At 65.4% G+C, this 20,975-nt stretch carries 24 protein-coding genes; 3 read left to right on the top strand and 21 right to left on the bottom strand.

Going from position 1 to position 20,975, the window contains the following annotated elements; all coding sequences use genetic code 11:
* Positions 1–22: 22 nt before the first annotated feature.
* Genes H7692_RS01145 through glmU form a run of 4 tightly spaced genes read right to left on the bottom strand, consistent with a single transcriptional unit; the run spans position 23 to position 2,771 of the window.
* Complete coding sequence (locus H7692_RS01145) at positions 23–559, bottom strand: hypothetical protein (protein WP_222136204.1); 537 nt, start codon at positions 557–559, stop codon at positions 23–25.
* Entirely contained in the window at positions 556–870 is a 315-nt protein-coding gene (locus H7692_RS01140; RefSeq protein WP_222136205.1) for a hypothetical protein, read from the bottom strand. The genes H7692_RS01145 and H7692_RS01140 overlap by 4 nt, the downstream gene beginning before the upstream one ends.
* Positions 863–1,420 carry a GNAT family N-acetyltransferase gene (locus tag H7692_RS01135; protein ID WP_222136206.1) on the bottom strand — a complete coding sequence of 186 codons (558 nt, stop codon included), beginning with the start codon at positions 1,418–1,420 and terminating at the stop codon, positions 863–865. The genes H7692_RS01140 and H7692_RS01135 overlap by 8 nt, the downstream gene beginning before the upstream one ends.
* 4 nt (positions 1,421–1,424) lie before the next feature.
* Positions 1,425–2,771, bottom strand: coding sequence for a bifunctional UDP-N-acetylglucosamine diphosphorylase/glucosamine-1-phosphate N-acetyltransferase GlmU (glmU, locus tag H7692_RS01130; RefSeq protein ID WP_227339644.1), 1,347 nt, complete (start codon positions 2,769–2,771; stop codon positions 1,425–1,427).
* 60 nt (positions 2,772–2,831) lie between these two features.
* Here glmU and H7692_RS01125 point away from each other — a divergent pair, with 60 nt between their 5' ends.
* A complete protein-coding gene (locus tag H7692_RS01125) occupies positions 2,832–3,497 on the top strand; it encodes an HAD-IA family hydrolase (protein ID WP_222136208.1) in 666 nt (221 codons plus the stop codon).
* Here the strand turns inward: H7692_RS01125 and H7692_RS01120 are convergent.
* The 15 genes from H7692_RS01120 to H7692_RS01050 form a co-directional block, all read right to left on the bottom strand.
* Positions 3,494–4,507: a nucleotidyltransferase family protein gene (locus tag H7692_RS01120; protein ID WP_222136209.1), complete on the bottom strand. Its 1,014-nt coding sequence runs from the start codon at positions 4,505–4,507 to the stop codon at positions 3,494–3,496. The two genes, H7692_RS01125 and H7692_RS01120, sit on opposite strands and share 4 nt — an antisense overlap.
* Positions 4,504–5,370, bottom strand: a complete 867-nt coding sequence (locus H7692_RS01115) for an HprK-related kinase A (RefSeq protein ID WP_222136210.1) — start codon at positions 5,368–5,370, stop codon at positions 4,504–4,506. The genes H7692_RS01120 and H7692_RS01115 overlap by 4 nt, the downstream gene beginning before the upstream one ends.
* A complete protein-coding gene (locus H7692_RS01110) occupies positions 5,367–5,648 on the bottom strand; it encodes an HPr-rel-A system PqqD family peptide chaperone (protein ID WP_222136211.1) in 282 nt (93 codons plus the stop codon). Before H7692_RS01110 ends, H7692_RS01115 begins: the two co-directional genes overlap by 4 nt.
* Entirely contained in the window at positions 5,641–6,087 is a 447-nt protein-coding gene (locus H7692_RS01105; RefSeq protein ID WP_222136212.1) for a MarR family winged helix-turn-helix transcriptional regulator, read from the bottom strand. The genes H7692_RS01110 and H7692_RS01105 overlap by 8 nt, the downstream gene beginning before the upstream one ends.
* A gap of 69 nt (positions 6,088–6,156) precedes the next feature.
* Positions 6,157–8,256 (bottom strand): TonB-dependent receptor, encoded by a 2,100-nt coding sequence (locus H7692_RS01100; protein ID WP_222136213.1) that lies wholly within the window; start codon positions 8,254–8,256, stop codon positions 6,157–6,159.
* Complete coding sequence (maiA, locus tag H7692_RS01095; RefSeq protein ID WP_222136214.1) at positions 8,253–8,885, bottom strand: maleylacetoacetate isomerase; 633 nt, start codon at positions 8,883–8,885, stop codon at positions 8,253–8,255. The genes H7692_RS01100 and maiA overlap by 4 nt, the downstream gene beginning before the upstream one ends.
* 133 nt (positions 8,886–9,018) lie before the next feature.
* A complete protein-coding gene (locus H7692_RS01090) occupies positions 9,019–10,047 on the bottom strand; it encodes an SO2930 family diheme c-type cytochrome (protein WP_227339643.1) in 1,029 nt (342 codons plus the stop codon).
* Complete coding sequence (locus tag H7692_RS01085) at positions 10,044–11,258, bottom strand: parallel beta-helix domain-containing protein (protein WP_222136216.1); 1,215 nt, start codon at positions 11,256–11,258, stop codon at positions 10,044–10,046. Before H7692_RS01085 ends, H7692_RS01090 begins: the two co-directional genes overlap by 4 nt.
* An 89-nt stretch (positions 11,259–11,347) precedes the next feature.
* Positions 11,348–12,046 carry an aspartate/glutamate racemase family protein gene (locus H7692_RS01080; protein ID WP_201925099.1) on the bottom strand — a complete coding sequence of 233 codons (699 nt, stop codon included), beginning with the start codon at positions 12,044–12,046 and terminating at the stop codon, positions 11,348–11,350.
* A 125-nt stretch (positions 12,047–12,171) separates the two neighbouring features.
* Positions 12,172–13,596 (bottom strand): NAD(P)(+) transhydrogenase (Re/Si-specific) subunit beta, encoded by a 1,425-nt coding sequence (locus H7692_RS01075; protein ID WP_227339642.1) that lies wholly within the window; start codon positions 13,594–13,596, stop codon positions 12,172–12,174.
* 114 nt (positions 13,597–13,710) lie between these two features.
* Complete coding sequence (locus H7692_RS01070) at positions 13,711–13,992, bottom strand: NAD(P) transhydrogenase subunit alpha (RefSeq protein ID WP_201925095.1); 282 nt, start codon at positions 13,990–13,992, stop codon at positions 13,711–13,713.
* 158 nt (positions 13,993–14,150) lie between these two features.
* Positions 14,151–14,609 (bottom strand): fasciclin domain-containing protein, encoded by a 459-nt coding sequence (locus H7692_RS01065; RefSeq protein WP_222136218.1) that lies wholly within the window; start codon positions 14,607–14,609, stop codon positions 14,151–14,153.
* Between the two features lie 167 nt (positions 14,610–14,776).
* Complete coding sequence (locus tag H7692_RS01060) at positions 14,777–15,424, bottom strand: fasciclin domain-containing protein (protein ID WP_227339641.1); 648 nt, start codon at positions 15,422–15,424, stop codon at positions 14,777–14,779.
* Between the two features lie 145 nt (positions 15,425–15,569).
* Positions 15,570–16,697 (bottom strand): NAD(P) transhydrogenase subunit alpha, encoded by a 1,128-nt coding sequence (locus tag H7692_RS01055; protein ID WP_201925089.1) that lies wholly within the window; start codon positions 16,695–16,697, stop codon positions 15,570–15,572.
* A 12-nt stretch (positions 16,698–16,709) separates the two neighbouring features.
* A complete protein-coding gene (locus H7692_RS01050) occupies positions 16,710–16,832 on the bottom strand; it encodes an aa3-type cytochrome c oxidase subunit IV (protein ID WP_201925087.1) in 123 nt (40 codons plus the stop codon).
* Between the two features lie 259 nt (positions 16,833–17,091).
* On the opposite strand from H7692_RS01050, the gene H7692_RS01045 reads away from it, so the two are divergent.
* Together H7692_RS01045 and H7692_RS01040 are read left to right on the top strand one after the other, a co-directional pair.
* On the top strand, positions 17,092–18,528 hold the full coding sequence (locus tag H7692_RS01045; RefSeq protein ID WP_201925085.1) for a sigma-54-dependent transcriptional regulator: 1,437 nt from the start codon (positions 17,092–17,094) through the stop codon (positions 18,526–18,528).
* Positions 18,529–18,575: 47 nt separating this feature from the next.
* Complete coding sequence (locus H7692_RS01040) at positions 18,576–19,292, top strand: SDR family NAD(P)-dependent oxidoreductase (RefSeq protein ID WP_222136220.1); 717 nt, start codon at positions 18,576–18,578, stop codon at positions 19,290–19,292.
* 4 nt (positions 19,293–19,296) lie between these two features.
* Here the strand turns inward: H7692_RS01040 and H7692_RS01035 are convergent, their stop codons facing one another.
* Both H7692_RS01035 and folP read right to left on the bottom strand, forming a co-directional pair.
* Positions 19,297–19,677: a host attachment protein gene (locus H7692_RS01035; protein WP_201925081.1), complete on the bottom strand. Its 381-nt coding sequence runs from the start codon at positions 19,675–19,677 to the stop codon at positions 19,297–19,299.
* Between the two features lie 73 nt (positions 19,678–19,750).
* Positions 19,751–20,884 carry a dihydropteroate synthase gene (gene folP, locus H7692_RS01030; protein ID WP_222136221.1) on the bottom strand — a complete coding sequence of 378 codons (1,134 nt, stop codon included), beginning with the start codon at positions 20,882–20,884 and terminating at the stop codon, positions 19,751–19,753.
* Between the last annotated feature and the right edge of the window lie 91 nt (positions 20,885–20,975).

Genomic DNA, 20,975 nt, shown 5'->3' with positions numbered 1-20,975 from the left:
GATATCATATCATGATATCAATTCAACGCCATTTGGCGAGGATTCGGCGATAGCGCAGATAATCGGGAAGCGTGCATGCAACGACCGCTAAAAAGCAGCAAAGGAGTATCGATGCGATTGCAGTGGAGAGGAACTCGCCCTTTTGGAACCCCAAGAATATAAATGGGAACGAGAGAACTGCAGCTTGGAATATGCACCCAGACGCTCGTTCTCTCACATACTCCGCCCCGTACAGGCCAGCCTTTCGGTAGCGAACAGCGCGTTCGAGATATGTCGCGAACTCATCGATGCTCCACCGATCGACTTTGCGTTTTTCCCCGATGTAGATCTCAAGCCGGTCTTCGACCTTGTTGTAGAACCGTCCGAGCCTCAGACGTGCGCGATACGCGCTCCATCTCGCCGCGCCCTTGTTCACGCTCAAATAGGCAAGAAAATCTGTTTCATCAAATGGGGCGCCCGGTTCGTCTCGACATGATTCGAAGAGGTCTATGATCGTCCGGCGTATTTCCTCCGGAGACAACGGCACAATCGCGCACCGTTTTTTCGCTGGTCCGGTCATATATTGGAGAAATTCCGGTCGACGAAAATCATCGCGAACTGCACCGGTTCGGCGGGTCGACCGTTCGCTTCCTCGAAGCGCGCTTTGCCTTCGGTCCAGATCGCCTGAATGCGTGCGGCCAGCCCGGCGTCGAAGTCCATCCGCTGCGCGACGATCTCGTCCCAGCTTCCGCGCAGACCGAAACTGCGTTCGAGATGCGGCACCATCGCCACGCAATATTCCTCGGTGGCCTTGTCCAGATGGCCGATCGCCTTGAGCACCCAGGCGTCGACGAAGCGCAAAAAGGGCGCGTCCGAATAGCGGTCAGCCATGTTCCATTGCCCTTTCGGCGGCATGCGCCGTCCATTCGCCGCGCAGCAGCCCATAGATAAAGGAATCGCGCACGCCGATATGCGTTTCCCACTCCTCGCGCAAATGCGCCTCGCGGCTGAACCCCAGACGCTCGAGAAGCGCAATCGAGCCTGCATTATCGGGGTCGGTATCGGCGTAGATCCGCCTATATCCGATCTCCGAAAACCCGTGCTCGATCACGCGTGCCAGCGCTTCGCGCGCGATGCCCTGGCCCCATTTGTCGCGGCGCAGGATATAGCCAAGTTCGGCCACCCCCGCGCGCCTTTCGCGCAGAATCACCCACCCCAGCGCAACGTCATCGCCGAGGGTGATGGCCCAGCAAAGATGCCCCGCATCGCGTGCCGTATTGAAGCCGATATAGGCTTCGGTCTCGGCAAGGTCGCCATGCGCGCCGCTCGACCACCAGTGCATCACCTGCGGATCCGACAGTGTCGCGTGGAGCGCGGACGCATCGCGCGCGACGAGCTGGCGCAGCACAAGCCTGTCGGTGGTCAGCGTCGGCGCTGTCATCGCCCTATTTCCCGGCCTTTTTCTTGCGCATCGCGTCGTGGAAGCGGTCCGCCCAGCCCGGTTTGACAAGCTGTTCGCCGCGCACCAGCCGTAGCTCGCCATCAGCCACGTCGATCGTCACCGCGCTGCCCGCCGCGACAATCGCATCGCGCCCGATCTTCACCGGCGCTACGAGCGCGCTGTTCGATCCGATGAAGGCATTTTCGCCAATCTCGGTGCGATATTTGAAATAGCCGTCGTAATTGCAGGTGATCGTACCCGCGCCGATGTTCGCGCCCGCGCCGACGCTCGCGTCGCCGATGTAGCTGAGGTGGTTCGCCTTGGCGCCCTTGCCGAGCACGGCCTTTTTCACCTCGACGAAATTGCCGACCTTCGCCTTCTCTTCGAGCACCGCGCCGGGGCGCAGCCGCGCGAAGGGGCCGACCTCGCAGCCGGGGCCGATGCTTGCTCCCTCGATATGGCTGAACGCGCGAATCGTCGCGCCGTCGGCGACGGTGACGCCGGGGCCGAAGACGACATTGGGCTCGACCGTCACATCGCGGCCGAGCTGCGTGTCCCACGAAAACCACACCGTTTCCGGCGCCTTCAGGGTCGCGCCGTCGGCCATCGCCTCTTCGCGCCTGAACGCCTGCCACTGCGCGTCGGCGGCGGCGAGTTCGGCGCGGCTGTTGATCCCGCCCACCTCGGCCGGTTCGGCGTGCGTCACCGCACAGTGGCGCCCGTCAGCGTTCGCGATATTGACGATGTCGACGAGGTAGAATTCCTTGGCGGCATTGTCGTCGGTGACGCGCGCGAGCAGCGCGAACAGATCGCGCGCCTTCGCCGCCATCAGCCCCGAATTGCACAGCCGCACCGCGCGCTCGGCCTCGTTCGCATCCTTGTGCTCGACCATTTTGACGACGCGGTCGCCGTCAGTGATCACACGCCCATATTGCAGCGGATCGTCGGGCTCGAACGCCAGCACCACCGCGGCGGGCGCATCGTCGGCGTCGAGCCGTTCGACCATCGCGCGCATCGTCGCGGTTCGCACGAAGGGCACGTCGCCATAGAGAATCAGCACATTGCCGTCGAACCCGGCGAGCGCCGCCTCGGCCTGCCGCACCGCATGGCCGGTGCCGAGCTGCGGCTGCTGCACCGCAAGTTCCGCGCTCCCCGCCAGCGCCGCCTCGAGCTGCTCGGCCCTGTCTCCGACGATGACGACCTTCTTCGCGGGGGCGAGCGCGTCGACGCTGTCCATCAGGTGCATCAGCATCGGCCGCCCCGCGATCGGGTGCAGCACCTTGTGCAGGTCGGACTTCATGCGGGTGCCCTTGCCCGCGGCAAGGATGATGGCGGCGATGGGCGTAGTCATGCGCGCTGCCATGCCAGCAAATCATTGCGGTTTCCAGAGCCGCGCGCCATGCGGAGCGCCATGCACGATTTTCCCTTTCGCATCGTCGGCTTCGATCTCGACGGCACGCTCGTCGACACAGCGGGCGACATCACCGCCGCGCTCAACCACGCGCTCGCCCTCGCAGGGCGCGAGCCGCTTGCCGAGTCGCAGGTTCGGCCGATGATCGGCCTCGGCACCGCGCATCTGCTCGAACAGGGGCTGGTCGCAACCGGCGGCATTCCCGACGGCGGCGCCCGTCACCTCTATGACGCACTGCTCGCTTATTATGAGGCGCATATCGCCGTGCACAGTCGCCCCTTCCCCGGTCTGGTCGCTGCGCTCGACCGGCTCGACGCACTCGGAGTCCGCACCGCAGTGATGACCAACAAGCTCGAACATCTCGCCCGTCGCCTGCTCGAAGCGCTCGGGCTGGCCGACCGTATGGCGGCGATCGTCGGCGGCGACACGCTCCCCGGCCTTGCCAAGCCGTCGCCCGAACCGATCCGTGCGATGATCGAGCGCAGCGGTGGCGGACGGGCAGCCTTTGTCGGCGATTCCATCTATGACGTCATGGCGGCGCGCGCTGCCGGGGCGACCAGCGTCGCGGTGTCCTTCGGCTTTCTCCATCAACCGGTCGAGGATCTGGGGGCGGACCATATCATCGGCCATTTCGACGAACTCGTCCCGCTTCTTGCCCGCCTCTAACGCTTCCGCCACTTGGTCCACAAATGCCGCGCGAGCATTGCGGGCGGCATCCGCAGCCAGTGCGAGCGAAGATAAAAGGCCTGCTGGAGCAGCCAGTTGCGCGACCGCCCCCAATCGTCGCGCGCGAGCAGACGGCGACGGAACCATCCGTCGCCGGTAACGTGCCGGTCCCAGCCCGGTGGCAGCTCCGCTCCGTAAATGTCGCGCGCGAGCCGCGCCGCGCGGTGGACGGTCGCGCGCAGCCCGTGCAGTTCGGCGCGGCCATCGAGCTTGCCCCAGAAATGCGCGTCCGCCGCCGCGAAATCGCGCGTCAGGCAATGAAAATCCCAAAGATTGCGGAGGCCGCCTTGCAGGTCGCCGTCGGCGATCAGGTGCGCGGCGCAATGGCACGCCATATCGACGGGGCTCAGCACGGCAAAGCCATCATGGCTCCGCACCGCATCGCTTACCATCGCGAGCGCATCGGGCGTAATCCGGTGGGTGCGCGGCAGGATCGTGTGGTGTACGTCGATCATCCGGTCACGCGTCTTGTGGATGAGCGGCGGCAGCTCGTGCATATATTCGCGGTAATAATGATCGTCATAGGGGTCGGACTTCACCCATTCCCAACCCGCATTCAGAAGGACATTTTCGGCGCGCCGCACGTCGGGCGCGATGACGAGGATGTCGAGGTCGCCGATCTGCCGCCCTTCGCTGCACGACAGTCCCGCCGCGGCATAGGCCGTGCCCTTCAGCAGCACGAATTCGATCCCCCGTGGTGCGAGCGCGCGCCGTGCCATTTCCGCCTCCCACAGCGCCTGTAGCTGCGCGGTCGCGGCGGCGGCGCGCTGGTCGGAAAACAGCGCGGCGACCGCAGGCGGCACCGTCGCATCGGCCAGCCGATGCGCGAGCGTCGCAAGCATCGCTTCGGCGCGCGCAGCGCTGATGACGCCGTCCCATTCGCCGCGCCCCAGCGTCGCTGCATCGCGCCGCCCGGCGAGCAGGTCGACGAGCGTATGGGCCGCGTTCATCGCACCGCCTCCGCCCAAAGCCCCTCGACAAGCGCACGGCCCGACGCGCTGTCCGGATAGCTGACGGCAAAAGCCGGCGTCTCGCGCACCAGCCGCGCAAGCGTGGCGAAGCCCGCTTCGCCCAATGCGACATAGTTGGTCGACGCCTCGGTCAACCGGACAAACGCCTCGCCCTCGCCCATCGGCTCGACCGCCGCCTCACCGCCAAAGCGCGGGAAAAGGATCAGCGCGGGCCGCGCAGGTTCGTGCATCGCCGCAATCGCTTCGGCGCGCGGGATCAGGTGGCGGATATCGCCCTTCGGCGTACGCGCCAGCAGCGGGCCGAGCCGTTCGGGCGCGACGCGCTCCGCCACCTCGCCGATCGCCGCATTCTTCAGGCTGACCGCGCGCGGAAAGGCGAGCGCGTCGCCGTTCGCCGGATCGACGAGCGTGAACTCGTCGCCCATCAGCCGCCATCCCTCCTCGCCGAGCAGCGCGGCGAGCGTCGATTTACCCGACCCCGACTCGCCCGACATGACGAGCGCACGGCCATCGCGCGCGACCGCGCTCGCGTGGAGCAGCAAATGCCGCCGCCACCCCAGCGCGATCTGCAAATTCATCCCCATTTCGGCGGCGAGCAACCCCATCGAAAGCGGGAGCGGCAGCGCGTCGGGAACGGTGAAGTCGCCGCCGATATGAACCGAGGGCCGCAGCCAGCGCCGCCACGGCCGTGCCGCAAACAACCGCACCGTCGCGTCTGCGGGGCGCGCATCGTCGCGCGGATAGCCCGCATAAAGCCGCTCGATCGCGGCAATCGGCGCGCGCCAGTCGCTGCCGATGCGGAACTGGACCGGGCCGACGGCGATCCGCGTCGCATATCTCATGCGGCGGCGACCAGGCCGAGCGCGGCGAGTTCGTCGAGCCGCTCGGCGATGATCGACGCGGCGTCGCCCGCTCGCCCGATGTCGAAAGCGACCGACAGGCGCTCGGCAATCACTGCCGCACTGCAAATGTCGTCGCCCATCGCATCCAATATCTGTGGGATCGGCGGCGCGACGACATGCGTCTGCATCGAGCGGCGGTCGAAAATCAGCGTCAATTCGCCCAGTGGCTCGACGCGCAGCGCAGCAGGCGGCGCCGCGCGATACAAGGGATCAGCCATAATCTTCGGCGGCAGCGGTCAGCTTCTGCAAAATCGCCATCAGGGCCGCGCGCTCGTCGGCGGTGATGTTCGATTCGAGCTGCGTCTCGCTCGCCAGCGCGGCGGGCACGATCGCGTCATAGAGCGACCGTCCCGTCTCGGTCAGATCAAGATGATGCGAGCGTGCGTCGGTTTCATGCGCCTGCCGCGCAATCAGCTTGCGGTCGGCGAGCGCCTTGGCGGCGCGATTGACCGTCACCTTGTCCATCCGTGTCGCTTCGACCAGCTCGCGCTGCGTCTTGGGCTGCCCTTCGCCAAGCACCGCCATCAGCCGCCATTCGGGTATCTTCAGGCCAAAGCGGTTCTGATATTCGGTGGCGATGCGTTCGGACAGCGCGTTGGACGCAACCGACAGGCGATAGGGCAGGAAATTATCGAGATTCAGTTTCTTCGCGGCCATCCGTCTTCAGTCCCCCTGTCGCCATCCCCGGCGCTGACATCCTATCGCCTGATTCGGGCGTGTGAAGCCTCAGAAGTCGAACCGCGCCCCGATCCATAGCGTTCGCGGCGTCGCCCGCTCGATGACGCCCGCCGACGAGATGCTTGCAGGCACCAGTTCGTCGAACAGATTCTCGCCGCGCGCCTCGACGCGGAATGCATCGCTCAGCGCGAACGACAGACCGGCATCGAGCGTCAGCGCGTCGCGCAGAACGAGCAACCCCAGATCGTCCTCATTCTGCTTGCCGATATAGCGCAGCGTCGCAAAGCCGCCCACCGGCCCCGCGTCGTCGCTGCGCAGCGACAGGCTCGCGCCATGTTTCGCGATTTGCGCGGGCCGCTGGCCGTCGAGCGCCGCGGCGACGCCCGACGCGTCGACCTTTGCATCGGTATAGCCCCAGGTCGCGCGCGCGATAACCGGTCCGACCCGCTGCTCGGCCGCGACTTCGACGCCCTTCGCGTCGATTGCGTCGAGATTCTGCCGCTGGCTATAGCTTGCGCCCGGTGCGACAAAGCCGACCCCCGGAAAATTGCCCGGGCCGAAGCCCAGCGTGACATTGGCGATGGCATTGTCCAGCCGGTTTGCGAAGAGTGTGGCCGACAGCTTGGTTCCGCCGCTCTGCCAATCCGCGCCAATCTCGCCGCCCCAAAGCCGCTCGGGCTTCAGCGCCTCGTTCGCGGCGGTCGCATCGGGACCGACGCGAAAGGGGCGGTACAGCTCGTTGAGCGTCGGCAGGCGCCATCCACGAAAGCCCGCCGCGCGCAGCGATACGGCATCCGACGTCCAGCGCAGCCCGATCCGCCCGCTCGCTTCCCAACCGTTGCGCGGTGCAAAGCGCGCGTCGCTGATCGGCGCGCCGCCGATATTGGTTTCGCGGCGGAAACCCTCGCCGATCGACCAGCGGTCGACGCGACCGCTCGCGGTCAGCAGCACGCCCTCGCCCGCGCTGCCCGAAGTCCATTCGGCAAAGGCGCCGACGACATCGCTGCTCCCGCCCGCGCTGCGGTGCCGCCCGGGGACGAGGCCTGTGAAGAAATAATCTTCCTCGGTGCGTCCGACCGTCCGGCGCCAGTCGGCCCCGATCCGCAGTGGGTGATTGTCGGCAACCAGCGGACGCAACTCGACGCGCGCGCCGATACCCGTCGCGGGAATCCGCTGCATCAGCGCGGGGGCGACGCTGTTTCGGCCGGCGGCAACGCTCGCAAAACCCGTCTCGAAATCGCGCAGTTGGACATAGGCGAGCGCCGACCATTGCGCCGCGTCCGTCGGCTCGTGCAGGACACGCACGCTCGCATCGACGCCGTCGATCCGGCTCGCGCTGAAATCGACGCCGCGGTCGCGGCGGTCGGCAAAACCGCGCACGCTCGCCTCGACGCGGCTGTCGTCGCCCGCATCGAAGCGCAGCCGGAGGCCCGCGCCGCCCTGTTCATAGGGCGCCGCCCGGTCGGCAGCGCCGCGCTGCCCCGCGACGACCGGCACGAACCCGTCGCCGCGGCTGTAGCGCGCATCGAAAGCCACCTCGCCCGCACCGATCGGGCCGCCCGCCGAGAGCGACGCATCCCAGCCGTCGCGGCTGCCATAGGCGGCGCTGCCGCTCACGCCGTCCGCCATCGTCGAATGGAGCCCGATCGTCCCGGCGAGCGCTCCGGGGCCATCGGCGCCGCTGCCACCGCCGCGCGCGACGATGATTCCCCCGTGGTTGATCGCGTCATAGGCGCTCCACGCAACCCACCCGCCGAAAGGGTCCGCCTGCGGCACGCCATCCAATGTCACGAGCGCGCGGCTGGAGGCATTGCCCCCCAGCCCGCGCAGCGTCACCCCCTGGCTCGTCGGATGCGCGCTTCGCCCGTCCGAACGCCGAAACTGGACGATCCCCGCCTCATCGCGCAGCCGGTTCTCGATCCGCGCGCCAAGCCCGCGTTCGACATTCTGGAGCACAGCGATGGATTGGGCGGCATCCCCGTTCGATGGCGTAAGCGATCCCGACCCTGTAACGACAATTTCCTGCGCGGGGCGGCGAACATGCCAGAAAATGATCTGCTCTTGGACCGCCCCCTCCTGAAGCGGTGGCTGCGCCATCGCCGCTGCCGGCAGCGCCAGCAGCGCGCCGCCCGTCAACAGGCGGATCACGCCGACTTGACCGCGTCGGGGTGCGCCTTCTGGAACGGCTCCAGGTCCATGCACGCCGCGTCGATCGCGACGAGCCGCGGATAGGCGTCGAGCGGCACGTCGAAGCGCCGCGCATTATACATTTGCGGGACAAGGCACGCATCGGCGATCCCCGGCGCATCGCCGCCCAGATAGGTCCCCTCGCCCGCCATCGCCTCGAGCGCGTCGAACCCCTGCAGAATCCATTCGTGAATCCAGCGGTCCTTGGTCTGCTCGTTGAGGCCAAGGTCCTTGGTCAGATATTTGAGGATGCGCAGATTATTGAGCGGGTGGATGTCGCACGCGACGACATAGGCCTGCGCGAGCGCGACGGCGCGCGGCATCGGTTCGTCGGGGATCAGCCGCGGTTCGGGATGGGCGCGGTCGAGCCAGTCGATGATCGCCAGGCTCTGGATGATCGGCTCGCCATCGGCGACGAGCATCGGCACGAAGCCTTGGGCGTTCTGCTCGAGATAGGCGTCGCTCTTCTGCTCCCCCGCGATCAGGCTGACCTCGACGCGCTCATAGGCAAGCCCCTTGAGGTTGAGCGCGATGCGGACGCGATAGCTCGCCGAGGAACGGAAATAATCGTGGAGGACGAGCGACGTCATTGGAACTGCCTTTCAGCGTCATCCCGGCGAACGCCGGGATCTCGACGGTGCATCAGGTCGCGGCGATGATATCCCGGCCTTCGCCGGGATCACGCATATGGAGGTGTCGGCAATCGTTCAACCCCGGCGATGGTCAATGCGCGCTTCGCGTCTCCATCCCCGCGATCCACTGCCGCAGCAGCGCCGCGCCCTCCTTGTGCACCGTCGCGCGCCCGACCTCGGGCATCGCGATTCCGGGATCGAGGCTTTCGAGACGATAGATGAGGAAGCTTGCCTCGGGATGCCCCGGCGCAACCGCGAAATCCATGCCGCCGCTCCCGCGTCCCGCCGCGGTCGGTCGCTTCTCGATCCCGTAATTCACGCCGTCAGGGTCGTCGGTCCAGCGCAGGAACAGCCCGCTGTTCGACGCGCTCCCCTTCGGATTGTGGCAATGCGCGCAATTGACGTCGAGATAGACGCGCGCCCGCTCGGCAACGCTGCCGCTCGCGGGATTGTCCCACGCGGGAAGCGCCGCCACTTGGCGCGACAGCCCCTCGATCCGCCCCGCGGCATTGGTGCGATAGGCTGCGCCGAACCGGATGTTCCGCAGTTTCGGCCCGATCGGCGCAATCGCGCCGTCCAGCGCGTGGCATTCCTTGCACTGATTCTTGTTCGGCACCGCATAGCTGATGCTGCGCGTCGTCCCGTCGGGTTCGGCAAAGCTCACCGGGATACGCCGTCCGCCGATCGCCAGCGTCGCATCGCGCCCGTCGGCGTCCCAGACATAAGGGAGCGCGGTCCAGCCGTCGCTGCGATGGATCAGCAGCCGCGTCTCGACCGGCTTGCCGTCATTGGCATCGGCCCAGCCAAAGCTTTTGATCAGCACCGTTCCCACCGGAAACCGGACATTGCCGTCGGCATCGACCGTCGCCTTTGCGCCGGGCGGCATCCATATCCCGCGCGCCTTGTCGGCATAGTCGCTGAACAGCGGGGTATGGAGGTCATAGGGCAGCACCCCATCGGACAGTTCTGCGCCGCCGGCGCGGAACAAGCCGAATTCGGACAATTTGCGCGGCATCGCCGCATCCTCGATCACCGTCTGGTTCGGCGACGGCGGCGGCAGCGCCATCGCCCCGCCCGCACAGACGAGCGCCGCGGCAAAGGCTGCGGCGCCGAGCTTCATCGGATGCGCGCTTCCATGCTTTCGGGCAGGCGCACGCCGGGGAGCGCGGCGGGCGCGTCGCCGCTCAGGTCGGCGGGCGACGGCTTCGCATCGCTTTGCGGCATCGATACGTCGGGCAGGTTCAGCGACAGCACGCCGACCGCATCGTTGACCACCGCATCGCCCGCGCCGTCCCACAGCACCGGCGGAATCGATCCGCCCAGCGCCGCCGCAATCTCGGCGCCGCCCGGAAAGGCGGGGGCATAGCCCGCGCGGCCGTGAAGATTGTCGGCGACGACGATGGCCTTGGGCAGCGGCTGATACTTCGGGTCCTTATGCTCGTAGCGATAGCCGACGATCATCACATTGGCGGTGCCATTTTCGTCAAAGATATTGCCCGAAATCTCGACATTGCGGTTCGCCATCACCAGAACGCCGGTCCCTGCCGGCACGCTCGCCACGATATTGCCCTTGGGCGCGAAATTGGGCGTATTGTTGTCGCTGACGATATTGTCGAAGACGCGAACATTATGCCCGCCCTGCATCGGCAGGCTCGGCAGGTCGAACACCAGGATGCCGCCGGTATTCTTCGTCGCGATATTGTCGTGCACGTCGGCGTCGTAGCTGTTCTCTATCTCGATCCCCGCGACATTCTCGGTCGCAATCGAATCGCGCACTACGATATTTTTCGACTGGCCGACATAGATTCCCGCATCCGACGCCCCGCGCACGACAACGCGGTTGACCAGCACATCGGTGCTTTCGACGGGATAGATGCCATAGGCGCCGTTGGTTTCCTTGGGCCCGGCGGTCCATTCGACGCGCAGCTGGTGATAGACGATGCGGTCGGCGCCCTTCGACTTGATGCCGTCGCCCTTGGTGTTGAGCACGGCAAAATCGGTCAGGAACACATCGTCCGAGGTGACGAGCAGCCCCTCGCCCGCCCCCTGCTGTCCTGAAAAATCGAGGATCGAGCCATTCTGGTCGTCGATTCCCGCACCGCGCAGCGTGACGTTCGCAACATCGAGAGACAGCCCGTCGGTCAGCGTCCAGCGGCCGGGGGCGAGTTCGACGACATCGCCAGGCTCGGCAAGGATGAGCGCTTCCTGCAATTTCTCGTTGGCATCGACGCCGCCTGGCTCGACGCGGATCGTCTTGGCGGCGGCGGGGCTGAGCCCCAGCAATATGGCAGCGACAGGCAGCGCAATATATGCAGCGTGGCGGACTCGCATGTCTCTCTCCCCAATTTTTCAGCAGCATGCGGCAAGACATGGCGCTTGCCAAGCCTTGCTGACATCACTGTAGTTAAATCGGGATGGGGTCAGGGGGCGTCGCCGAGAATCCAGTCGATACCCGCCGCGACATGGATGCGCGTCGTGTCATAGATCGGCAGGATGTTGGCATCGGGATCGACGAGCATCACCAATTCGGTCGAGGCGAGGATGATTGCCTGAATATCCTGTTTGGCGATGTCGGTGATGAAGGTGCGCATCTCGCGCCGCGATGCTTCGCTGACCTTGCCCTGCATCAACTCGTCATAGATGATGCGGTCGATCGCCGTCGCCCGTGATGCGTCATAGGGGGCGAGCATCAGCCCGTGGCGGACGAGGCGCTGGCGGAACCAGGATTCGGTCATCACATTGTGCGTGCCGATGACCGCCGCCGCCTTGACGCGGTCGGCCTTCATTGCCTTGCCCGTTTCGTCGACGATGTGAATCAGCGGGATCGAAATCGCCGCGGACACCTCGTCCGCGACCTTGTGCATCGAATTGGCGGCGATCATCAGCGCGGTGGCGCCGCCGCCTTCCAGGCGCTTCGCCGTTTCGACCATCACTTCCTTCGCATGCGCCCATTGCTCCGGCGACGACAGCCGCGACAGGTCGCAATAGTTCAGGCTCTCCATCAGGATCGGCGCCGAGCAGGCGGTGCCGAGCCGCTTCTGCACACCCTTGTTGAGATGCCGGTAATAAAGCTCGGTCGAAGCCCAGCTTATTCCCCCGATCAAACCGATTTTCCGCATAGGCCCCTTGATCCGAAAACACGTCGCCCCCGCGAAGGGCGTTCAGAGGCCAGTGGCTCTGGACGCGACCGCAGGGGCAAACGCTTGTCAGCGGCCCCTGCCTTCGCAGGGGCGACGATTCTTGTCTAGTGCCCGCCGCTGCCCAGTGCCTTGACGATGTCGTCGGTCATCTTCTTGGCATCGCCCAGCAGCATCATCGTCTGATCCATGTAGAAGACATCATTGTCGACCCCGGCGTAGCCGACGCCGCCCATCGAACGCTTCACGAACAGGACCGTTTTGGCCTTTTCGACGTCGAGCACCGGCATGCCATAGATTGGCGAGGTCTTGTCGGTCTTTGCCGCCGGGTTGGTCACGTCGTTGGCACCGATGACAAAGGCGACGTCGCATTGTGCGAACTCGTTGTTGATATCTTCAAGCTCGAACACTTCGTCATAAGGAACGCTGGCCTCGGCAAGCAGGACGTTCATATGGCCAGGCATACGCCCCGCGACCGGATGAATCGCATATTTGACCGTCACACCTTCGGCTTTCAGCAGGTCGCCCATTTCGCGAAGCGCATGCTGCGCCTGGGCGACGGCCATCCCGTAGCCGGGAACGATAATGACCGTATCGGCCTGGCTCATCAGGAAAGCCGCGTCGTCGGCGCTGCCGGGTTTCCACGGGCGCTGTTCCTTGGCGCCGCCGGCGGCCGCCGAGGTATCGGCCCCAAAGCCGCCCGCAATCACGCTGACGAAGCTGCGATTCATCGCGCGGCACATGATGTACGACAGAATGGCGCCCGATGCCCCGACGAGTGCGCCGGTGATGATCATCGCGGTGTTGCCGAGCGTGAAGCCCATCGCCGCCGCGGCCCATCCCGAATAGCTGTTGAGCATCGACACGACGACCGGCATGTCGGCGCCGCCGATGGGAATGATCAGCAGGAAGCCGATGGCAAAGCTGAGCGCCGTAACCGTCCAGAACACCCACGGCGACTGGTCGAGCGTGAAATAGGCAATCAATCCAAGAATTGCTGCCAGCGTACCCAGGTTGATCAGGTGGCGCAGAGGCAGGATGATCGGCGCACCCGACATATTGCCGTTGAGTTTCAGGAAGGCGATGACCGACCCCGAAAAGGTGATCGCACCGATCGCAATGCCAAGCCCCATTTCGATCCGGCTGACGGTGAAAATCTGCCCCGACGGATCAGCGATGCCGAACGCGAGCGGATTCAAATACGCCGCCGCCGCAACCGCGACCGCGGCAAGACCCACGAGGCTGTGGAAGGCCGCGACGAGCTGCGGCATAGCGGTCATCGCGATGCGCCGTGCCATGACGAGCCCGATGACGCCGCCGACCGCGATTGCGCCCAGAACCTCGACCGGGTTGGCTAGTTCGTGCGTCAGCAGCGTCGTGACGACGGCAATCGCCATGCCCGCCATGCCGAAACGGTTGCCGCGGCGCGACGAGGCCGGCGACGACAGGCCGCGCAGCGCAAGAATGAAGCAGATCCCCGCGACCAGATAGGCCAGCGCTACCCACGGATTGATCGGTGCAAGTTCGTGCATGGTGAAAATTATTCCCCCTGACGTCATCCGGGCGAAGGCCGGGATCTCACCGCTGCGTCGAGCCGCGAAGTTGAGACCCCGGCCTGCGCCGGGGTGACGATTGATTTCAGAATTTTAGCGCTCTTTCTTTTTGTACATCGCCAGCATGCGCTCGGTCACGGCGAAGCCGCCGAAGATGTTGACGCTGGCCATGACGACCGCGGCAAGGCCGAGCCATTTCGACACCGGCGATCCCGCGGCTGCGCTGGCAATCAGCGCGCCGACGATAATCACCGACGAAATCGCATTGGTCACGCTCATCAGCGGCGTGTGCAGCGCCGGGGTGACCGACCAGACGACGAAATAGCCGACAAAACATGCCAGCACGAAAATCGAGAAAATGGCGATGAAATCCACGCGGCGCTCCCCTGTTGATTCCGCTTTGGCGAACCTATTGCCGCGCTCGGCGCGACCTGTCGACTCCTAAGCGGTCGAAAACGTAGCGACCCGCATTTCTCAAGGCGAAAAATGCGGGCCGTTCGTGTAATTTTATTTCGCGGAGTCGACCGGGCGGCTCATGTAGCCGGAATGAGCACGGCGTCGACTATGTGGACAACACCATTTTTCTGCGCGAGGTCAGCCTCGGTAATGACGGCCTTGTTCCCGCTACCGCTTGTCAGGATATAGCTGGCGCCCGAACGGCGAATCCAAAGGTCGCGCCCGTCCAGCGTTTTCAGTATTGCCGCCCCGTCGCCGGCGTCGACCAGCCGCTCCAGTTCGGCCGAATCGATCCTTCCGGGCACGACGTGATGGTTCAGTATCGCGTGCAACACTTGCTTTTGGGCCGGCAGCATCCACCCCTCGCGCGTAACGGGCGGAATTTGCACAAAGGCTGCGTCGGTCGGCGCGAACACCGTATATTCGCCGTCGCCGCCGAGCCGCTCGACAAGCCCCGCGGCCTGCAGCGTCCCGTGCAACATCTTGTGGTTGGGCGATCCCGCGATATTTTCGGCAATCGAGTTTGAAGCCGCCATCTTGCCGGAATCGACAACAGATTTATCGACTCCGACGTTCAGGCTTTCGGACGTCTCGGGATCGGATTCGCCGGAGGCCGGTTTGTCCGAACAACCGGCAAGACAAATGCTGGCCGCCGCAAGGGCGACCAGCATATTGCAATTCATCATTCGGACGCTCCGCGAAATCAGGACGCGGCGGCCGGCTCATCGGCCGAAGCCGGAGCCGCCTCGGTGGCGGGCGCAGCGGCCTCTGCCGGCGCCGCCGCAACGGGTTCCGGCTTCACAGGCTTCAGCTCGGGAAGCAGGAGGCCGTTCACCACATGAATGATGCCATTCGACTGGTCGACGTCGGGCTGCGTGACATAGCCCGTGCTGCCCTGTGTGCCGTCGACCTTGATATTCCCCTGCACCTCGGTGAAGGTCAGCGTCTGACCTTCGACGGTGGTCAGCGTCGCCTTGCCACCGCCGGCTTCGATCTTGGCATAAAGCTCTTCGGCCGTAATCTTGCCGGGCACGACGTGATAGGTAAGCACCTGTGCGAGCGCAGGCTTGTTGACCGGGTTCATCAGATAGTTCGTCATCGGCGGCACCGCGGCAAAGGCCTGGTCGGTGGGGGCGAACAGAGTGAAGGGTCCGGGCGCGCTCAGCGTCTGGGTCAGGTCCGCAGCGACGATGGCTTTGGCGAGCGTGTTATGTTCGGGCGACTTGGTTGCGTTCTGGACGATATTCCAGCTCTCCACCATGGCTTCCGCCGCAGCTTCGGCTTCGGCTACAGTGGACTCGGCATCAGCTGCAGCCGAGCTGGCGAGCGCCGCCGACGGAGTGGCAGCCATCGAAAAGGCAATCAGGGGAACAGCGAAAAACTTCGCACGCAACATCAAACATTCTCCGGTAATTGATAGGATGGGTATTCAGACCCCGCCTACATCATAACCGATGAACCGCGCATGAAAAGGCCGAAATCGGCCATTTTTTCGATTAATTCTGTCCAACCAAGCGGTCGTGGACCACTTTTCCACCCTGGGTGAGCCGCACAGCGTTCCCGATTTCCTCATCGAGAATCGGCCTGCCCGCTTCCTTGTCCCAAAAGGCGGAAAGGAAGTTGAACAGGTTGCGGCTGAACAGCGCGCTCGTGTCGGCGGGCATCAACGCCGCGATATTTTTCGCGCCGATTACCGTCACGCCGTGGATCCGCTTCGTCTCCCCGGACACCGATCCTTCGACGTTCCCGCCGCTTTCGGCAGCCATGTCGACGATGACGCTACCGGTGCGCATCGTCGCCAGCTGCGCGTCCGAGATCAGCCGCGGCGCGGGTCGTCCCGGGATCAATGCGGTCGTGATGACGATATCTTGCTTGGCGATGTGCGCGGATACCAGTTCAGCCTGTGCTTTCTGGTATTCTTCTGACATTTCCGTGGCATAGCCACCGGCGCCCTCGCCTTCGATCCCCGCGACGCTTTCCACAAAGATCGGCTTGGCGCCGAGGCTGATGATCTGTTCCTTGGTCGCAGAGCGCACGTCAGTCGCGCTAACCTGAGCGCCGAGGCGGCGCGCGGTCGCGATGGCCTGAAGCCCGGCGACGCCGACGCCCATGATGAACGCCCTCGCTGCACTGACGGTGCCCGCTGCGGTCATCATCATCGGGAAAGCGCGGCCATAGGCGTTGGCTGCCAGGAGCACCGCCTTGTAACCCGCAAGATTGGCCTGGCTCGACAATATATCCATCGATTGCGCACGCGTGATGCGCGGCATGAACTCCATTGCGAGCGCCTCGATCCCGAGCCTGGCATATTCGTCAACGCGCGCACGTTCGCCAAAGGGGTTGAGACCGGCGGCGAGCCAAGCGCCGTCGGCAAAGCCGCTCAGATCCTTCGGGTCGGGTCCCTGGATGCCGAGGATGATATTCGCGCCTTTCAGGACATCGGCGCGACTGCCGACCTTTGCCCCGGCTGCGCTATAGTCGGAATCGGAAATCGACGCCTGCACGCCCGCCCCCGTTTCGACGGCAAGTTCGGCGCCCAGGCCGATGAATTTCTTGACGGTTTCGGGAGTCGCAGCAACGCGCGTCTCGCCGGCGGCGAGTTCTTTCAGAACGGCAATGCGCATATCGCCGGCCGCTCAGGAAGCGATGAGCAGGACGACGACCACCGTCGTGACGATCGTGATGATCGAGCCGACTTTCAGCAGGCTGATGAAACCCGAATAGGTTTCGTTCGCTGCCTTCATTTCCTGTTCCGCCATTGCCTTCATCCCCTTCGGCTGTCGACCGGGTCGCGATGCGCGCGCCCCAGAATCGCGTTTCGCGCCGGTCTTAGCCATGCAAACCCGCGCGCTCAATAGCGCGATTGGCTTGGCTGGCAACAAAGTTGCGCCCCCGCCGGATTTCGCTGCAGCCAAATGAGCTTCGCCCTTAATCGCCCCTTTACCCATCGGTCCTATGGTCGGCGGCCATAGCGCAATTCCGGCAGGACCAGGCCGACGAGAGGGCAGAACGGGAACGATGGCGAGCACGCGCGACACGCGAACGGTAATGATTGTCGACAGCGAGCCGGCACAACAGCGCTTTCTGTCCGCGCTCGTGTCGCGCGGCGGCTGGCGCAGCATCGTTGCAGGCGACACCGACACCGCGCTGGCCAAGCTCGGCACGCAGGAAGGCATGGGGCTCGACGCCGTGCTCGTCGATCAGGGCACACCCGGCGTCGAGATCGCCGAATTCGTCTCGCAACTGCGGAGCTGGCGCCCCGCGCTGCCGCTCGTCGTGATCACGATGCGCAACGGGGTCGAGGTCGCGGTTGCGGCCATGCGCGCCGGTGCGACCGACTTTGTCCAGAAACCCATCGCCCCCGACCGCCTGCTCGGCGCGCTCGACCGGATTGTGAACAGCAGCGGTCCGCAGGGCGAACTTCGTCCGCTTACCGAAAAGCTCCGCGCTCCGCTGGGGTTCGAAGAGATCATCGGGTCGAGCCCCAATTTCCGCAGCGCGCTCGCCATCGCCGCCAAGGCGGCGCGCGCGCGCGTTCCGGTGATGATCAAGGGCAAGCCCGGCACCGGCAAGGAAGTGTTCGCACGCGCGATCCACGCGGCAAGCCCGCGGTCGCGCGGCGCCCTCGTCATGGTCGATTGTTCCGCAGTCTCCCCCGGCCTTATCGGATCGGGGCTGTTCGGGCATGAGCGCGGCGCCTTTCCGGGCGCCTTCGACCGCCAGATCGGGCGGCTCGTCCAGGCCGACGGCGGCAGCATCATCATCGATCATGTCGAATGCATCCCGCTCGAAACGCAGGCCAAGCTCGTCGAATTTCTGAACAGCGGCGAGGTGCAGATGATCGGCGGCACCATCCGCCAGACCGTCGATGTTCGCATCATCTCGACGAGTGCCAGCCCGCTCGACAAGCTGATCGAGGCGGGGCATTTCCGCGAAGATCTTTATTATGCGCTCACCGCGGCGCAGTTCACCCTGCCCTCGCTCAGCGAACGCCGCGGCGACGTCGGCCCGCTGGCGCGGCACCTGATCGATCGCATCGGCGGCTTGCCGGGAATGGGATCAATCGGCGTCACCGACGACGCGCTGCGCCTCCTCGCCTCCTACGCCTGGCCGGGCAATGTCCGCCAGTTGCAGGATGTGCTGTTTCGCGCAGCGGTCGCCAGCAAGACCGATGTGCTGACCAGCGCCGACTTCGGCGCCATCGACGCGGCACTCAGCGGCGGCACCGTCCCTGCGAGCGAAGGCAATATCGCGATCAACGGCGAAGCGATCGGCGTGACGCTCTACCTCCCCGACGGCAATCTGCGTCCGCTCGAGGAGATCGAGGCCGATGTCATCCGTCTTGCCATCGGCCATTATCGCGGCCGCATGAGCGAAGTCGCCCGCCGCCTCGGCATCGGCCGTTCGACGCTTTACCGCAAGTTGAGCGACCTCGGAATCGACACCGCCGCCTGATCCGAAGCAGCGTCGACTTGGCCGCGCCCTCCGCTTAAACCGCCGCAATGAGCAATCGATTCTCCGGCCGCCACGCGCTCGTAACGGGCCATGCCTCGGGCATCGGCGCGGCAACCGCAAAATTGCTCGCCGCAGAGGGCGCACGCATCACCGGCGTCGATCGCGCCGAAGGCCGCGACGTGACCGATCCCGCGATGTGGGACGCGTTGGCGCCGCAGCTTGCCGACATCGATTTCGCTATCGTCAACGCGGGCGTTTCGAGCGGCACGCCAATTGTCGATATCGACCTTGCCGACTGGCGCCGGACGCAGAGCGTCAACCTGGACGGCGCGATGCTGACGATACGCGCAGCGATGCGCGCGATGATCGCGCACGGGCGCGGCGGGGCGATTGTGGTTACGGCGTCCATCTCGGGGATCAAGGCCGAGGCGGGGACCGCCGCCTATGGCGCCTCCAAGGCTGGCGTGATCCAGCTCGCCCGCGTCGCCGCCAAGGAAGGCGCACCGCACGGCATCCGCGTCAACGCCATCGCGCCCGGCGGCGTCGACACGCCGATGTGGGACGGCGCGGACTTCTTCGCCGATATGGTGAGAGAGCTGGGGAGCCGCGACGCCGCGCTCGCGGCGATGGCGCGCGAAGCCACGCCGCTCGGCCGCTGGGCGAGCGCCGACGAAACCGCGCGCCAGATCGCCTTTCTGCTGTCGGACGATGCCGCGAGCATTACCGGCGCCGTGCTGACCGCCGACGGAGGCTATTCGCTCTAGCGGGTCAGGCGGCGGCGATCGCCTGTTCGATCTTCCGGGTATCGACGTTGGTCATCGTCTTGGCGATCTCGCCCACTAGGCGCTTTTCCAGCTCGCCATGATAATGCTCGCGCATCACGCCGAGCGTCAGCGGGTCGGCGATCACCAGCAGCTTGTCGATCTCGTTGGCCAGAACACGGCTGTTGAGCAGTTCGGCCACCCCGGCGGCATGGCCCCGTTCGTCGAGGTCGCGAACCTCGGGATTGGCGCCGCCGCGGTTGCTCGTCGATATGTCGGGCGTCGCCGGATCGACCAGGTTGATCAGCAGGGCATCGCCGTCGTTGCGGAACATGACGAAACGATTGCCGTCGGCGACGGCGACGTGGGTGCCGTGGGGCAGGTGCATGAAATTCTCCTCGAAAGCCGGGCATCGCAATGGTGCCCTCCCCTTCAAAGACGCACGAACCGCCGTCGGGGTTTCAGGCCGTCAACGCGGCATCACGCATCCCGCGCCACAATCGCAGCGCTTGCCGCGTTTCCGGTACATCGTGGACGCGGACGATCTGCGCGCCGTGCGCCACCGCCTGATAGTGGAGCGCAACCGAGCCGCCGAGCCGGGCGTCGGCAGGCGCCTCGTTGTCGAGCGCGCCGATCAGCCGTTTGCGGCTTGCGCCAAAAAGGACCGGGCAACCGAGCGTGTGGAAAAGCGCGAGTCCGTTCGTCAGCGCCAGATTGTCGGCGACGCCCTTGCCGAAGCCGATGCCCGGATCGACGATGATTTTCGCGCGGTCGATCCCCGCGGCGACACAGGCCGCGACGCGGTCGGCGAGCATGTCGTACACGTCGAACAGCGGGTGACCATAAGCTCCGCCGCCCTCGTGCGGGTCGCTCTTCGCGCTCGGCGCGTGCATCAGCACGACCGCGCAGCCCGATTTTGCAACCACCTCGATCGCGCGCTCGTCATAGCGCAGCGCCGAAATATCGTTGACGATGTGTGCGCCCGCCGCGAGCGCCGCTTCCATCACCGCCGCCTTGCGCGTGTCGATCGATACCGCGACTCCGCCCTTGGCGAGCGCCGCAACGACGCCCTCGACGCGCGCGATCTCGTCGCCCTCCCACACCAGCGGCGCGCCCGGGCGCGTCGATTCACCGCCGACGTCGACGATCGCGGCGCCCGCGGTGGCCATCGCAAAGCCGGCGTCGGTGGCGGCCGCAGCGTCGACATGCTTGCCGCCGTCCGAAAAGCTGTCGGGCGTCGCATTGAGGATACCCATGATCTGCGGTTCGTTCAGCCGGACCGTCCGTTCGCCGAGCTGAAGCGCGCCGCGCGGACGACCGACGGCGGCGCGTTGCGCCTGCGCCGCATCGGCGAGTGACGCGGGCATCGCCGCGATCCAGTCGTCCAGCTCGGGAACCGCGACAACCGCCGATTTCACACCTTCGCCGTCGCGCAGGCTGACATGCCATGCGGCGAACCAGACCATCGTGTCGGCGATCCGAAGACAGGCGTCGTCCAGTTCGTGCGGCCGGTCGACGAAGCAGGTCGGGCGCAGATAGAGCCGGGCGTCATCCGACGCAGAGCCGAGGCCGGGCTTGGTCAAAGGCTGGAACATGGCTCGTCCTCACTTCGTCGCCGCTGGCAACCTTGCTCTAGGCCGATGCCGCCTCCCACATTCGCGGGGGCGACGATCAAATCCCGCGCGG

Origin of the sequence: Sphingopyxis sp. P8, assembly GCF_020622175.1 — a bacterium.
GTDB classification, from domain to species: Bacteria; Pseudomonadota; Alphaproteobacteria; order Sphingomonadales; family Sphingomonadaceae; genus Sphingopyxis; species Sphingopyxis jiangsuensis.
The sequence above is the reverse complement of the archived record's forward strand: the minus strand, read 5'-3'. Positions and strand labels throughout refer to the sequence as shown.